Origin of the sequence: Wolbachia endosymbiont (group A) of Urophora cardui, from assembly GCF_964028435.1 — a bacterium.
Classification (GTDB): Bacteria; Pseudomonadota; Alphaproteobacteria; order Rickettsiales; family Anaplasmataceae; genus Wolbachia.
In genome coordinates, this window is sequence record NZ_OZ034774.1 from 642,882 (window position 1) to 658,291 (window position 15,410).

General features: G+C 35.9%; 18 protein-coding genes and 3 pseudogenes. 2 read left to right on the plus strand and 19 right to left on the minus strand.

Going from position 1 to position 15,410, the window contains the following annotated elements; all coding sequences use genetic code 11:
• Positions 1–92: 92 nt before the first annotated feature.
• The 11 genes and pseudogenes from ABWU38_RS03135 to ABWU38_RS03185 form a co-directional block, all read right to left on the minus strand.
• Positions 93–1,250: pseudogene (locus tag ABWU38_RS03135) on the minus strand (phage tail protein).
• On the minus strand, positions 1,250–2,032 hold the full coding sequence (locus tag ABWU38_RS03140; RefSeq protein WP_353272460.1) for a baseplate J/gp47 family protein: 783 nt from the start codon (positions 2,030–2,032) through the stop codon (positions 1,250–1,252). Before ABWU38_RS03140 ends, ABWU38_RS03135 begins: the two are co-directional and overlap by 1 nt.
• A 2-nt stretch (positions 2,033–2,034) precedes the next feature.
• Entirely contained in the window at positions 2,035–2,370 is a 336-nt protein-coding gene (locus ABWU38_RS03145) for a GPW/gp25 family protein (RefSeq protein ID WP_253308961.1), read from the minus strand.
• A gap of 19 nt (positions 2,371–2,389) precedes the next feature.
• Positions 2,390–3,505 (minus strand): YhcG family protein, encoded by a 1,116-nt coding sequence (locus ABWU38_RS03150; protein ID WP_353272461.1) that lies wholly within the window; start codon positions 3,503–3,505, stop codon positions 2,390–2,392.
• Positions 3,477–3,731, minus strand: a complete 255-nt coding sequence (locus tag ABWU38_RS03155; RefSeq protein ID WP_253308963.1) for a PAAR domain-containing protein — start codon at positions 3,729–3,731, stop codon at positions 3,477–3,479. Before ABWU38_RS03155 ends, ABWU38_RS03150 begins: the two co-directional genes overlap by 29 nt.
• A gap of 8 nt (positions 3,732–3,739) precedes the next feature.
• Entirely contained in the window at positions 3,740–4,195 is a 456-nt protein-coding gene (locus ABWU38_RS03160; RefSeq protein WP_253308964.1) for a phage baseplate assembly protein V, read from the minus strand.
• Complete coding sequence (locus ABWU38_RS03165; protein WP_264688407.1) at positions 4,182–4,658, minus strand: hypothetical protein; 477 nt, start codon at positions 4,656–4,658, stop codon at positions 4,182–4,184. The genes ABWU38_RS03160 and ABWU38_RS03165 overlap by 14 nt, the downstream gene beginning before the upstream one ends.
• A gap of 108 nt (positions 4,659–4,766) precedes the next feature.
• Entirely contained in the window at positions 4,767–5,150 is a 384-nt protein-coding gene (locus ABWU38_RS03170; protein WP_253308966.1) for a phage tail protein, read from the minus strand.
• Positions 5,151–5,456: a hypothetical protein gene (locus tag ABWU38_RS03175; RefSeq protein ID WP_253308967.1), complete on the minus strand. Its 306-nt coding sequence runs from the start codon at positions 5,454–5,456 to the stop codon at positions 5,151–5,153.
• 192 nt (positions 5,457–5,648) lie between these two features.
• Positions 5,649–6,653 carry a major capsid protein gene (locus ABWU38_RS03180; protein WP_353272462.1) on the minus strand — a complete coding sequence of 335 codons (1,005 nt, stop codon included), beginning with the start codon at positions 6,651–6,653 and terminating at the stop codon, positions 5,649–5,651.
• Positions 6,654–6,725: 72 nt separating this feature from the next.
• Positions 6,726–7,055, minus strand: coding sequence for a head decoration protein (locus ABWU38_RS03185; RefSeq protein ID WP_264688489.1), 330 nt, complete (start codon positions 7,053–7,055; stop codon positions 6,726–6,728).
• A gap of 227 nt (positions 7,056–7,282) precedes the next feature.
• Between ABWU38_RS03185 and ABWU38_RS03190 the strand changes: the two genes are divergently transcribed.
• Positions 7,283–8,242, plus strand: a complete 960-nt coding sequence (locus ABWU38_RS03190; protein WP_253308968.1) for an IS110 family transposase — start codon at positions 7,283–7,285, stop codon at positions 8,240–8,242.
• A 112-nt stretch (positions 8,243–8,354) separates the two neighbouring features.
• Here ABWU38_RS03190 and ABWU38_RS03195 read toward each other — a convergent pair.
• From ABWU38_RS03195 to ABWU38_RS03230, 8 genes and pseudogenes are all read right to left on the minus strand, one after another.
• Positions 8,355–8,564 (minus strand): annotated as a pseudogene (locus ABWU38_RS03195) (major capsid protein); the annotation flags it as partial.
• Between the two features lie 34 nt (positions 8,565–8,598).
• Positions 8,599–8,976: a head decoration protein gene (locus tag ABWU38_RS03200; RefSeq protein ID WP_353272463.1), complete on the minus strand. Its 378-nt coding sequence runs from the start codon at positions 8,974–8,976 to the stop codon at positions 8,599–8,601.
• Positions 8,977–9,205: 229 nt separating this feature from the next.
• Entirely contained in the window at positions 9,206–9,862 is a 657-nt protein-coding gene (locus ABWU38_RS03205; RefSeq protein ID WP_353272464.1) for a hypothetical protein, read from the minus strand.
• A gap of 206 nt (positions 9,863–10,068) precedes the next feature.
• Entirely contained in the window at positions 10,069–10,749 is a 681-nt protein-coding gene (locus tag ABWU38_RS03210) for a RadC family protein (protein ID WP_309165857.1), read from the minus strand.
• A 161-nt stretch (positions 10,750–10,910) separates the two neighbouring features.
• Entirely contained in the window at positions 10,911–11,822 is a 912-nt protein-coding gene (locus ABWU38_RS03215; protein ID WP_353272465.1) for a helix-turn-helix domain-containing protein, read from the minus strand.
• A 12-nt stretch (positions 11,823–11,834) separates the two neighbouring features.
• Entirely contained in the window at positions 11,835–12,176 is a 342-nt protein-coding gene (locus ABWU38_RS03220) for a hypothetical protein (protein ID WP_353272466.1), read from the minus strand.
• Between the two features lie 10 nt (positions 12,177–12,186).
• On the minus strand, positions 12,187–13,827 hold the full coding sequence (locus tag ABWU38_RS03225; RefSeq protein WP_353272467.1) for a recombinase family protein: 1,641 nt from the start codon (positions 13,825–13,827) through the stop codon (positions 12,187–12,189).
• Entirely contained in the window at positions 13,814–14,032 is a 219-nt protein-coding gene (locus tag ABWU38_RS03230; RefSeq protein ID WP_341819653.1) for a hypothetical protein, read from the minus strand. Before ABWU38_RS03230 ends, ABWU38_RS03225 begins: the two co-directional genes overlap by 14 nt.
• A gap of 129 nt (positions 14,033–14,161) precedes the next feature.
• On the opposite strand from ABWU38_RS03230, the pseudogene ABWU38_RS03235 reads away from it, so the two are divergent.
• Positions 14,162–15,285, plus strand: a pseudogene (locus ABWU38_RS03235) (IS256 family transposase); the annotation flags it as partial.
• Positions 15,286–15,410 lie beyond the last annotated feature (125 nt).

Below are 15,410 nucleotides of genomic sequence, written 5' to 3' on the forward strand. Positions count from 1 at the left end.
TGTTTTGGCATGGAAAAGCAACTTCTTTTTTTCAAAAAACACACATTTTTACCGAATGTTAATGTAGTATATGAAGATATAAATATATGTATTTAATTCATTAAGCATATAGGTTGTTTTTCTTCCCAGGACCTGTTCAAATGTCGATGTTCATGCCATGTTAGTATACCTGGGTAAAACACTAAAATGTAGTTTTCTAGCTCGTATGTTGCATTTTTTTGCTTTGAATCCAATTCGTTTTCAAAATGAATGTAGTGTTCTGCTACGCTAAATCTTATTATTTTGGGGTAGAGAAATTCTTTACTTGATAGTGGTGAACGGCAAAAAATCTTTCTAAAATTGGCTTGTATTTTAAATTCCACAGTTGTTCAGATAGCTTATCACTTCCTAGTAAAAACCTTTTTCCCCTCTCTTCTATACTACTTACTGGAAAACATGCGTTTATTTCTCCTAAACTCCAACTGTCCGATAATACTATCTGCGCTTTAGCAAACTTAATCTCAGGTAATAAGCTCTGTGGTAGCGGATATAACGTTTTTAAATTATTCCACTGATGACTTCTTTCATAAATACCGTTATAATTCTTTGTGTGAGGCTCGGTTTCTCCAAGTATTGCTACATCTAGCCTATACAGATCATTACTTAATGCCTGCTCATAATGATCGCGTAGATAGTTTTCTATAATCCTAATAACTGGACCACTAGACCTGAAAATTTACTCTCCCAAATGATAACACTGGTCCATCTTTTTCTATTTTTACCCCCGAATAGTCAGAAAGAAGATCTCCAAATAAACTCTCATCCAATATAAATCTCTGCGCATTATAATAATCGTTAAAAATCCTCATTAGCCGTGATCTTGCTGGCAATGATAGTTTTGCTAATTCTACTACTGCATCAACGAAGAAGTCGTTCGGAACATCTTTTATCCCTATCTGTAATTCAAAAAAGTGTTCTCCGGGTGGCTCTTCAATAATTGTAATATCTTCTATATTTGCCCACTTCAGTGCTATTTTCAGCGATGCTGGTGTTCCTCTCAAACGCTGAAATTTTATTCCTTCTTTTATCGCCTTTCTTTTGTCTTTTACCCAGCGTAGAATTTCCCCCAATCCATATTCTTCAACCAACCACGGCAATATTTTTTCCCCTAGGCTAAATTTAAATCCTTTTACACAGCTTGGGTCTACTTTGTAATCGATTGCATCAATCAGCGCTTTTTCTTGCTTTGTTGCGTTTGGTGGTAATAGCATTAATTCAACTCAACATTTAAACTTCTTAAGGCAGCACACTCATTCCCCAGTACCACAACATCCTCTCTTGGCTCGATTAATTCTACGTTTTCTACCCCATCCACAAACAGGTTGGCTATAATCCATGATTTCGTTACTTTCCATCCTAATCTTTTCGTTGTTTCAAATTTTTCTATAAATTGCTTCTTCACCGTTTCAATAATATCTGGTCTTTTAATGCTAATTTTACTGTGGATATCTATTTCAATAATATTGCAACTTACCACTTCTATTGTATCTGTTAAAATCCTCACATCCTCCCTGTTTAGCTGATTTCTGACAATTTCTAGTAATTCTTCTGGCAGTGTGGATAATTCTGTGGATAAGATTGAAACTTGTACTTTTCCTGGTACAGGTGATTCTACTAATGCATCTTTTACTCTCGTATCTGCTGATAATGCATAATACCGATAATTTCCTCCTGTGCTTGAGCCAACTATTCTTGCCTTGATTCTTTTTCTAAATCGTTCATCCTTTTCCCCGTTCTCCCTTTCCACTCCGTAAAATTCAGCTAAATCATCAAGTTCTTCTCCCCTTGCAAACTTAAGTAAGTTGCCCCTTGCTGCTTCGTTTATTCTTTCTCTCAGCAAAAGTTCTCGCCATGCTGCTACCTCTAAAATCTTTATTGCTGGGTCACTTTCTACTAATGCTGTAAAACTTGAGTCTAGACGTATCAACTCCTCCTTCATACGTGAAAAGATTTCTTCGAAGTTCAGTGGCTCAATAATGTTAGGCTGCTCCATCTTTATACCACAACTCCATCAAAGCGAATCTTTTCCCCCATTGGTAAGTACAATCCTTCTAGGTCAAGCGTTACTTTTCCTTCTTTCACTTCTGTTATTTTTACTTTTTCTAACTTAAATCTCTTTTCCCACTTTTGTAGTGCTTCTGCTGTTGCTGCGTAAATTTCTAACGTAAAATCACGATTGATTGGCCGGTCAACTAACTCAAGTAATCTTGACCCATAGTTCCTGCGCATTATTCTGCTGTTAATAGGAGTAGTTAAAATATTAACTATTGATTGCTTTAAATGTTCTATTCCTTCTAACTCTTTTCCAGTATTAACGTCCATTCCTCGCATAAACACGTTGCCTTTTGTGTTATATCTGTTTAATCATTTTCTTCTTAGTACTTGCGTATTTTTCACGAGCTATAGAGATAGCTTTTCTCAACTTCTCCTCAAGGATTTCCTTAGGAGGCAACTGTCTTAAATACTGTGCAACATGAATATTAGATCCTTCAAGCTCCAGGTATTCTATATCTTCTTGATCCTTATCAGCACACAAAATAATCCCTAGGGGTTTTTCTTCATCTGGTTTTCGTTCATTTTTATCTAACCAATTTAAGTACCATTCCATCTGTCCTTTATAAGCTGGTTCAAATCGACCAATTTTTAGTTCTATTGCAATAAGGCGCCTTAATCCCCTATGAAAAAATAGCAAGTCTAAATACCTATCAATTCTTTCGGTACTCATCCTTTTTTGACGTGTCACAAAACAAAAATCATTACCAAACTCTTGTAAAAATTTTACCAATTCATCCAAAATCGTATTTTCTAGATCAGTCTCACTATGACTTGATGGCAATTCCACAAAGTTAAGGAAGTATGGATCGTGAAAAATGAATTCGGGGGCTAACGTATTTTCTTCACGTAACTGTTTGATGCTTTGTCTTATGAAGTCCTCAGGCTTTTTTGCTAGTGCTGTACGTTCATACAACATGGTATCGATTCTACTACGTAGTGCTCTAACACTCCATCTTTCAATACGACACATTTCTATATAATAATTACGCTTCAGCTCATCAGAAATTGCAATAATTTCTACAAAATGTGACCAACTCAATTGTTGTGACAGTGTCGCGACAATTTCTTGATCGGGAAAGAATTTGGAAAATTGCACCATCCGAAACAATGAAGCTCTATCAAATCCACGTCCATATTTCATCTGAAGTTCTTTTGCAAGTTGGGAGATGATTTGCTTCCCATAATCTGCACGTTTGTGCTTTAGGATATCTTGATCAATTCTGGAGCCAATTTCCCAGTTTAACAATACTAGAGTAGAATTGAATTGAACAGAAAGATGATTCTTTGCTCTATCTATTAAATTACTAACGTCTCCTAATAGGCTAGTAGTTATATCCATGTTCATAATTTTACTTTTGGTAAGTATAGCACATGGTTTATTTTTATTCTGAAAAAACATTACTACTTCCACTTATTACCTTAAAACCACAAGATACTGAATCCCCAACTCTTCCTATACCATGACCATTTGCAAACACTGTTTTTGACCCTTGTGCCATTACCTTACCTTCTGTAAAACTATCTCCTTGCCGACAAACTGGTCTTCCGTTTACAAATATATCTCTGCTTCCACTTATACAAAAATGCGGCAACGCTTCCCCGCAGTGATCTCCTAGGCATATAACTGATTTATTCATTCCTTTTCCTAATTTAGATTTATTCTTTGTGCTTTAAGTTTTATTCCATCCTTTGTCATCTCTACGCTTGATCCCTCTACTTTCAACGTTATTTTATCTACTACTTCAATCTCAAGATGATGATTCTCCTTGTCGTACGATAATTTTGTTCCATCTTGAAATTTTACACTATTTATTTCCTTTTTATTCTCCGGAGGCGGATATTTCTCCTGATATATTGCCGGTAACACCACTCCTAATGATAATTCCCCAAATGGTGATAACACTACCACTTGCTCATCAATATTCGGTGGTGACCAGCTTTCAGCTCGGCAAGTAATCCATGGTAACCAATCTGTTAAAAATTCTCCTACTTTGACCCTTACTCTTGCTTTTTCATAGTCGATTTCTTTCACTAGACCTATACGAATAATATTCGCTAGCCTTCTATTTAGCTCTGCAATGGCAAAATTATGGTCTAACATTTATATTTCCCACGTTTATGGTATGTGGCTTAATTTTTCCCTCTAACCAGACTGATTCTCCCAAATGCAGCTCGTGAACCCATTCAACTAACCACACTAAATACGCATCCAACTCTGGCCTAAATCCGTCAATTTCCGCAGATATAAATTCTCCTGGCGAAACATTTTCCACGTTCCAAGTATTTTTACTTACAACCCTTGCAACTTCCGCTGCCAGTGACCTTACCACTACCTGAGAATCCTCGACTGTTCCATCAACTACTACTCTTGCCTCAAATCTTGCCCTCAACGCTAATTCCTCAGTCCCCGGATCTTTTCCTGGTTCTAAACTTGCAAGCTCTACAAACACTGCTGGCGCTATTATTTCCCGACGTTCTGCTCTATACATTTCGCACGTTTGTATTGCTGGGATTTCTTCTTTTAGCGTTTTACAAATTGCCTGATGTAAATTTCCCCAGAACATTATTTCATATAACTCATTTGCTGATCAAAATACTTCTCAAATACTCTCTCTACTTCATTATCAACTAACTCTTTCATTATTTCCCGAGCTTGCGTGTTTACTTTAATTTCATCTATTGGTATGTACCTTCTTTTCTATATGACCATTTTTCATTGTTGCTATAAATGCTCCTTCATACATACGGCTTCCTACTTTTGCTCCTATCTTTGTCTGTTTTATACTCCCAAGTTTTGCTACTCCTATCCACTGCGAACTCAGCTTCACTACTGACCATAAACGCTTTCTATTTGCTTTATCCACACTTAACTTTTTTCTCATTGCTTTTTTTGGTATTTGTTTTTCTTCGCTAACTTGTTTGACAGTTTGCGACCTTACCCATAGTGCTGTTTTGTTTAATGCCCTCACCGTCGCTTTTTCCACTTTTTTCCTTTCAGCATCTATACTTTGTATTACCTTTTCAATACTACCGGTAACTTCAACGTTAATACGCATTTACACCCCTGACGCTTGAATTTTCCAGATTATTCCTGAATTATCCCTAAGCGGCGGTGAGTGTACTCTGTATCTACAACTACCTATGGAAAAAGTATCTCCCACCATTGGCTTTAATACATCAAACACACTTACTTCTAAAGTCAAAATTTCTCCTACAAATTGTCCTTCACCAATCCCGTATAATTTATCTGGCTGTTGCTTTAATATCTGTACCTTGTATGACTTATCCTTTGACTCATACAACGCTTGCTCTCCCAGATGTGCAAAACAATCTTTAAATAATCTCTTAATATTTCCTTGCATTCTTCCTTTATACTTACTAAACTTCTAAAGCTTGTGTAGGTAGCTTTTTCGTACCTCTTTTCTTGTAGTTGCTCTGCCTACAAAAACCATTTGCACATCTTACCTTTATATAGTAATTTAAGAAGCACGCTAAGAAAGTGGCTACATTGGTAGGAGAGTTTGATTAAAGTCATTCTCTCCTTTTTGGCTCCTCTATGCTGCAACGATTTTTACTAATATCCCCGGACGGTGGCACATCGGCAAAGGGTTTGATTGGGTATGAAGGTTAGTTCCTCTATCAAATCTTCTTGGCTCTTGTTTTGCATAGAGCGGCTGTCCTAGTGTATTTACTGTTTCATTGAAGTCCGCTGGCGCAAAGTAAGTAGTAAATGTGTTTGCTGTACCAAGTGGAAAACAGTGCCCCGTATCTTTTTCTATAAACCTTCTCACATTTCCTTCAGGGTCAGTTGCTTGTCCTCTGTACTCCTCAAATGTTATTCCACAGAACGTAAATCCTGATCTCATGTCGTTCCGGAGTGCTGCTCCTTCTTGCCATCTCTCGTATGCTTCTTTTACCTTGGTATGAGAAGTTAAAGCGTCAAAAAACTCTGGGCTTACCAGCGCATGAATCCCGGTCATATATTCACCACTTAAGTTGTCCTCAACATGCCTCAATACTTCCAGACACTTACGCTTGACATCGGTGGTTGCTGTTCCCAGCGCAAAATTTACTACTTTTGGCGTAATTTCAAATTCGTTGTAAAGGTTTAATAACTCACTGCCATCAGCATCCAGAATAATCCCTTTTAACGCCCCCATCCGCAAATGTTCTAACGTTATTGCGTGTTTGTTTCTCATCAATTGCAAATGATCGGTTATTACATCTGCAAGTGCTTTTAGTTCACTCTCTGACCCAAATGCCCTTATTCCTTGTACTTCTTCAGGCAATACTACGTCATCATGGGGAATATGTGGTATCGTAAACGTCCTTATTTTCCTTTTTCCTCTTTTCCCTACTGTTGCTGGTGCTCCTGGGACTTGTGTTGGTAATAAAGTTAAAACTCCGTGGTGTTCTTCTATCGTAATATGTCGAAATCTTACCGATCTACTTGGAAATAAATTTAAGCTTTCTGTTCGACCATAATTTATCGGCAATATGTTTATTGCTTTAGTTAATTCCGTCATACTAAATGCTGGATTTGTAAATGGATTTTGCATTCTTTCCCCCTTTCCCTTTAATGCTGTGTGTTTTAAGTTGTTTCTATGTAAGTTGCTGAGTCTGGTAGCTCGTTAAACTCCCTTGCGGATGATAACGCCTCGTGCTTCAAGTTGTTTTATTGCTGCAGCTTTTTGCTCTTCTGTTATATTTGCTGGCCACACCACTGCATGATCTGCTAACATTGCAATACGAGTAATGATTACTGCTTTGGTGGTTTCCGTTGCGTTTACATCACTTGTTATTACACCTATCGCTGTTTGTGTTCCATCCGTGGCCGTTGGATTTATTATCTTAATCATGTTATCTTTATCATAGCCAACAACTGTTCCAAGTTTGAGGTTTTGTCCTTTGGCTACGGTTATTTCCTCTCTTGTATAATCTCTATATACTTCATATTTCAGAAGGTCACCTTATATGTTAAAAACAAGTTCATAAATATTACAAAGTGGTAATATTAAGAACATGCAGAGAAGAGGAACCGTAGATCGCCTTGGTCATAAAGGACCGTAATTTAGCAAGGTTCTCTTCCCTGATTATTTACTGAAAAGTTCCGAACAACTGATTGAGCTTTTAGGCTCGTATATAAGGGTGGAAAATGCAGTATTACATGTTATTCTATGGAGGAATTATGAATTTATCAAATATCATTGCTGGCATTGATGTTAGCAAAAATAAACTAGATATCCACATTCATCCACTTGGACATTATAAAGTATTTGAAAATAACGTTCAAGCTATTGATCAAATACTCGACTTTCTGCATTTACATAATGTAATCAAAGTTGGACTTGAAGCAACTGGTGGGTACGAAAAATTATGTGCTTATACTTTACTAAGCCATGGTTTCGAAGTATATGTAATTCAACCTAGATGGGTGAGAGACTATGCAAAAAGCCTTGGTATTGCTACTAAAACTGATAAAATAGACTGCAGCATTATCTCACGTTATATTAATAATACAGATATGCGCGTTACTCCTTTAAAAGTTAGTAATGTTGACTTCTTGAGGCAAAAGCTATCTCGTAGAAATCAACTAGTAGAAATGGCAAAAATACAAAAAACTCAAGCTCATCAAGTAACTGATATATCCATAATCAAACAAATGGAAGAGCTACTTGTCATATTACAGAATCAAATTCAAGTTTTAGAAGATGAGATGATTGAGTTGATTGAACAAAGTCAAGAGCTTAAAAAAAAATACATATCAATAACTAGTATACCAGGTGTAAGTAAAATCACAGCTATTACTATTATTTGTTATCTGCCAGAATTAGGAACTCTTCAAAGAAAGCAAATATCTAGCATTGCCGGAGTTGCACCTTTTAATCGAGACAGTGGTTTTAATAAAGGAAAAAGGTGCATTCAAGGCGGTAGGTCACAAATTAGAACAGTCTTGTATATGTGTATTCTTAGTGCGCGGAAATGGAATTCTTTCATAAAAACTTTTTTTGATAGGTTACATAATCAATATAAAAAACCATATAAAGTTGCTTCCACTGCTGCTATGAGAAAGTTACTTTTACTTGCTAACTCTTTAGTAAGAGATGACAGGGTTTTTACTGAGGAATACAGCCCTAAGTCTGCTTAGATCCAACACTAGCAGATTAGTGTGGATGTGGATAAGTGCGCTTACACAGACTGAAAGCACTTATCCACATCCACACTTTTTAAAAGAATTTAAATCAAATATTACAACTTATTTTTCCAACAGTTGCTGGTGCTCCTGGAACTTGAGTTGGAAGTAGTGCTAAAAAACCGTTTTGTTCTTCAATGGCAATATGGCGAAACCTTACTGATTTACTCGGAAAAAGTTTTAAACTTTCAGTTCGACCAAAACTAATTGGTAAAATATTAATAGCTCCAGTTAATGCTATCATATTGAATGCTGGATTTGAAAGTGGATTTTGCATAATGTTTAGCTCCTATTAAAAATTAATATAAAATTCAGATTCCTTTACGGACAATAATACCCCTCTCTTCAAGTTGTTTTATTGCTGCTGTTTCTTGCTCTTCAGTTATATTTGCTGGCCAGACAATTGCATGATCAGCAAGTAAAGCTACGCGAGTAATGATTACTGCTTTAATATCTGCATCTTTACTATTTACATCGTTTATAATCACACCTATTGCTGTTTGAGTACCATCTGTGCCTAGCGGATTTAGAGCTCTTATAAAGCCCCCATCATCTGTCTTTTTGCTAACCACTGCTTCAAGCTTTAGGTTTTGTCCCTTAGCAACAGTAATTTGGTCACGTGAGTATAGATTTGATGCCTCATATTTTAAGAGGTCACCAAGATTATTTGGTTCAGTTATACAAGACATGTTTTTCTCCTGGAAATTTTGGCTGATAAAGTTATTAATTTTGTTTTTTCCGCTGAATTTGTAGTTGCTATAGTCCGCGGAATAGCTTTAGCTTTGTAGGTTTATATATTTTGTCGTGCCTTGGCTGCCTGCATCAATAAATCCTCCGAAATTACGTAAAATATGTTAAAAGCATCTTTGGCTTTATAGCCCACCAAGTAAAAATTATTTTTCAGTATTTTTCATTTCTCTATTGACTTTTAACACAACTGCTAAATGTTGCGCCTCTCAGCATTAATGCACCCACAATCTTTTCCTGCTCATCTTTTGTGAATTGGTTCGAAAGTATTTTACACATCACGATATCAGCAAAACTACGCTGTCCATCATAATATGCATTCATCCTTACTCCTTTACCTATTGCTTGTTTTAAGGCTTCAACCACTTCATTTATGTTTTCTGCTTTTATTACTGCATTTTTAAACCGGTTCAACTTCTCATTTTCATCCCAACTTGGCTCTATTTTTTGCAGCGGTGAGATAAATGGATTTGATTTCCTTGAACGACCTTGTCTGCTATAATGATTATTCAGTCCTTCTTCCGAGTTGCTTGGTTTGTCACGACCATCTTGAGAAGAAGGCTTTTTACTTTCAAGGTTCTTAGCCTTCTTATTAGTCGTTTTACTTGAAAAGGCGGACAACAGGTTTTTCTTTCCAGCAATAGCATCTAATATCTCCGGTAATTTGCTAAGATCATCGCCTGCAGGGATAGACTGCTGGTTTTTCTTAAAGATGCCTACAATAGCTTTAGATATGCTATTATCCTTCGACAATACGTCAAGATCAATGTTTAATTCGTAAGTATTTCCCTCTTTATCATTAAAAGGTACAATTATTTTATTACTCATATTAGCCTCCGCTATTTAAAATACTTTCTAAGTTTACACCGAGCTTTATTACTTTATTGTTAACTAGATGTATGCTTTTTCATTAATTATAAAGCGTAATTAATGTGCTTGCAAATATTATTCAAGTCTTGATCACAAAAGACTTTTAAGATTCAGAGCAGCTATCTTTTGCTTTGGAACAGCTGCTCATTTCTTCTTTTCGGATGCTATAACAGTCCTTCTTTCTTAAGACTAAAATGACTTGCACTTGTAATGATAATGTGGTCATATAACCTAATCTCTATAGTCTCACAAGCTTTAGCCAATTTTTTAGTTACAGCTAGATCCTCATCAGATGGCTTTACACTTCCGCATGGGTGGTTGTGCGACATTATCATTAACTTTGCTTTTTCTATTATTGCTTTTCTTGCCACTTCATGTATGCAAATAGGTACACTATCCATTTTACCAACATACACTGTTTCCCCTATTAAATGGAACTTTTGATCCAAATATATTATTATTGTACATTCCTTTTCTAAGTGCCCTATACATGCCTTTAAATATTCTACGAGCTTTTCTAAGTTACCACCTATTACAGGGCCTTTCTTTAATTCTTCTCTCGGCACCCTCTTTAAAGCTTCCTTAAGACATAAAATTGCTGTAACTGTAGAGTCGTTTACCCCTTCTATAGTTTTCAGGTCATCTATTTCCAGACTTGAAATCTTTCCTATTCCTTTAAAACGATCCATTAGCCTTTCAGCAATAACACGAGCTTCGACCCCATCATGCGCTCCACTCAGAAACGTTTCTATTATTTCATGATCTAGTAAAGCATTTCCTTTGCTTACCAATGCTCTAAACTCTATTTCTTCTCTACGATCTTTACTTTTATTCTTGTTATTCATATAATATATCCTTCACTAATAATAAATTTTTTTTAAATATTTACTGCTGTTTTTTTAGCAGTATTGGCATAAAGCCATAGGTTCCGGGTGAAGTCAAATCAATTTTTCAATTTTTTTCGTTTATTTTTTTTATGAAAATATAAAAGATATTAATATCTTATTTAAAACTTATGGCCAGTCGTTTGTAAGATAATATCAACAGAAATTCCTTCTTTAACTAGATTCTTTGCAACTTCGATCTTCTTTGCTTTTCTAACCTTTTCCCTACAAACACGTATGCCTTCAAATAAAGATTCGATTAGTACATGGCGTAATTCCTGACTCTCAATCTTTTTGTATTCTTCTATCAAATTTGATAGCTCATTTTCTCCCCCATCTTCATTTTCTGTTGTTTCGGGAAGTAAATCTACGATACTAATTGATAACACCTTTGCTATTTCATCCAACATTTCAAGTGAAACAGCAGCTCGCCCTTGTTCATATTCATATATTCTTTGATTTGTTATGCCCACTTTGTTTGCTAAATCTTCCTGAGTGTATCCTCGTCTCAACCTCCACCCTTTTATTCTTTGACCTACCTTGTACGGAATAAAAATCTTCTTCTCTTCATATTCACCAATAGATAAATTGGTTGTTCGAGAGATAACATCAACAGAAACTCCTTCTTTAACTAAACCCCTTGCTACTTCTATTTTCACCGCTTTTCCACTTCTTTCCTCACTAATACGGATGAATTTGGTTAATAAATAAAATATCTCGCGTAATTCTTGATCCTTAATCTCTTTATGTCTTCTTACCAGATTTAATATCTCTTCTCCCTCATTTTCAAAATACCTTTTTGATACTGTTGAAACTAGATCTCTAGCACTTGTCGATAATGCTTCTGCCAATGCATATAACTTCTTAATTGAAATTCTACGTGTTCCTTTTTCATATTGTAGTATGACCTGATATTTTGTACCAATTTTACTTGCCAAATCCTCTTGAGTATATTTCTTCGCTAGCCTACAACTCCTTACTTTCTGCCCTACTTTGTAGTCTAAAGAACCGTAGCCTCTGCCATCACTCCTCAAACCGTTTGCCCACTAATGTCTTCTATTTGCATTATTGCTCAATCTTGATAATAACTTCTCTCTTTCCCTTATTACTTGGTCGCTTTTGTTCCCAATCTCTTTCATTTCTCTTTCTCGTTCTTCTATGCTAGACTTCATAGCTTCAGCTTGCTCTTCTCCACTTGCAAGTTCTGATTTTAATCTTCTTACTTTATATTCCAATTCTACAAACCTTTCATGTTTTTTTAGCGTCTCTATCATCTGATTTATTTGTGAGCGTAATTCTCCTTCTTCTAAGCCTTCTGCTATTTTAATTAGCAATAACTCATCTATTTTATAATTTACTCCAGATTGAACTATAAATAGGTTTATCATTGCTCTTATATCAACAGGCTTGACTCCTGCAACAATGTTGCAATAAACTTTGGTCCGCTTTTCCACTGTGTGTGAAAGAGTCTGGCAGCTCTTTTACTCGAAACACGATATGCACGTCTTCATGGTTAATCTCAATTCGCTTAACTAATGTTCTAATGATATCACGTCTAGTTAGCCAATCTGCGTTATCAAGACTTGAGTTAACGCTAGAAGAAAACTCTTCTAAAGTAGTCACCACTAGAGTTAAGTCTTGTTCAAGTCTTTTTTGATCAAATATCTTTTTCTTTTGCTCTCCGATCATTTGTAAGGTTTGTTTCATTGCTTTAATTCTTGGTTTAAACTCTTCTTCATTGATGTATCCTTGAGTATAGCCATCAATAAGCCTTGCAATGCCACAGTTTAATTGATCTTCTTTTTTCTCAAGAAAGTCACTTTTTTGATCTAATGGTGATTTTTTAATCTCTGAAAGTCTACGCTTGTATTCTTCTAATATCCGAGTAGGATTTTTCAATAGGTATTTTACCTCTTCCCATACAGCCACGTCTAATACATCTGTACGAATCATTCTATTATTACACATTTTATTGCCACCAAAGTGACCTCGCTCCGTACCAGTACAACGATAATATGTTCGACGAGCGCTAGAGCAAGTGCTAATACCATGATATCCATAATGACAAAGCTGACATACTGTTAAACCTTGCAACAAGTAATTTGCTCCCATTCGTCTTCTCCTAGCTATTCTTTTATTTTCAGTTAGCTGTTCTTGAACTATATCAAATAAATCTTCGTTTATAATATTAGGTACAGGAATATAAATCCAATTTTCTTTATCAGTACGAAAAGTAGAATAATTGTCTTTCGGTTGCTCACAAGAGCGTTTCTGTGGTCTTACGTGTTTTAATTTTACTCCTAGCTTTTTTTTACCGAATGCTGCTTGTCCTTTATAAGCAGGATTTTGTAATAGACGACAGACTACACTCCTATCCCAATACCTTTTTCCTGTTCGTGTTACGATGGACATAGCTCTTAATCTATGACATACTTCTCCAATGCTTACTCTTCCCCTTCCCACCCAAAAAAACATTTTACGAATGACTTCAGCTTCCTCTTCATTAATTTCAAAAAAGGCTTGTCCTCCTCCTATATGCTTATTTATATAACGATAGCCATAAGGAGCTCCACTCATTACATTTATACTGCCTTTATTGGCTGCGTGAATCTTGCCTCTACGACTTCGTTCCATAATTTTTGCACGTTCATATTCTGCTATCATACCCTGTATTTGTAATAGTAATTGAGATTCTGGATTATCGTCAATTTGACAATTCAAGAAAACTGTTTCTACACCCAATTTCTTAAATTCATCAACTAATAACATTTGATGTACATATTTGCGAGCCAAACGATCAGGAGAATGAATATAAACCTTATTAATATTACCTTCTGCTATTTGATCTCTTAATTTTTCTAAACTAGGACGTATTATATCAGAGCCACTATAACCATTATCAATAAATTTATATTCACTTAGTAATTTATGTCCATCAGCACTAATCTTATTCTCTATAGCAGTAATTTGGCTTGCTATTGTATCTCCTTGCACTTGTTTTCCTGAAGAAACTCTCGCGTACAGACTAACAGTTATCATTGCTCCCCCTTAAATTGATTCTATTGTTACATTCAAAAATTTTCTCCTTTTGGCTCCCATTTACTTGTTTATTTAATGCTAGTTTTTTATATGCATCTAATAAGTACAATTCTGCTAACCGATTAGGTTCATAACTATAGCTAACACGAACAGTCAGTTTCTTTTTTCCCATGAGCTTTCCTTGAAAATATATAAATATGTTCATATATCACTCATCGAAACAGATGGTCAGTTGATCGTTGGTTCTATAAGTGAAAACAACTCCTCGTTCTTTGAGTAGAAGCTGCCGGGAAATTATTTTTTTTAGTTTTATGTTTGTTGCAACATTGTTGCAGGGGTATTAACACCGTTTATAAAAAAGTTGCTGGAGGTAAGCCTGGAAGGTGAAATAGAAAACCACTTGTCGGCTGAAAGCGAAGAGAATAATCGAAGAAATGGGAGGAATGCAAAGACTTTACGTACAAGCGCAGGGTCATTTGAGCTTTTGACGCCAAGAAGATAGGGAAGGAAGTTTCGAACCACAAATAGTCAAAAAAAGGCAAACAAACTTACATCCAGAGCTTGAAACGAAGATTTTGAGCACATTTGCCAGTGGTATGGGCTATAGAGATATAGTGTCACATGTTGAGGAAATTTATGATCACAAAATATCGGTGGCAGAGATATCAAGTATTACTGACAAATTGCTACCAGTAATCAACGAATGGCGTAGTCGCCCGCTGCAGTCTGTATATCCGATAGTTTTCATGGTTTTTTAAAGTCAAAGAGGACGGGCATTGCGTAAGTAAATGCATGTATAACATATTAGGCATAGATCAAAATGGCAAAAAAGAAGTATTAGGTTTTTATTTGGCTGAAAGTGAAGGAGCTAACTTCTGGTTGGGAGTGCTAAATGACCTCAAAGAAAGAGGAGTAGAAGATATCCTTATTGCCTGCGTTGATGGGCTGAAAAGCTTTCCTGCAGCTATAAACAGTGTCTTTCCTAATGCGGAAGTGCAGATGTGTATAGTGCATCAGATACGCAACTCACTGAAGTATGTGGCCAGTAAAGATGCGAAGAGTTTTTTGAGCGATTTAAAGAAGGTATATCAAGCTTCAAGCAAGGAAATTGCCGAGAATTATCTGTTGGAATTGGATGAAAAATGGGACACAAAGTACCCTATGGTTATAAAATCTTGGCAGAATAATTGGGAAAACTTGTCTGGTTATTTTAAGTATTCTGGTCCAGTTAGGAGGATAATCTACACCACCAATCCCATAGAGGGGCTACATAGGCAAATTAGGAAATTCACTAAGACCAAAGGCTCATTTACCAGCATAAATGCCTTGTATAAGCAGGTATATTGTGCTATAAAGAAGGCAGAGGAAAAGTGGACGATGCCTGTACATGATTGGGCATTAACTATCTCTCAACTTGATGTTTTCTTTCCTGGCAGATTGAAAATTGAGTTGAACTAAAAATGCGGTTTGACACAGTTTATTTAACACTCCCGAGGTAAATGCACTATAATGACCAAATTCTCCAGCAGCTTGCTGAAATTTCTCAATATTAAACTATAAATTTGTGCAACAACCTGCTGCAT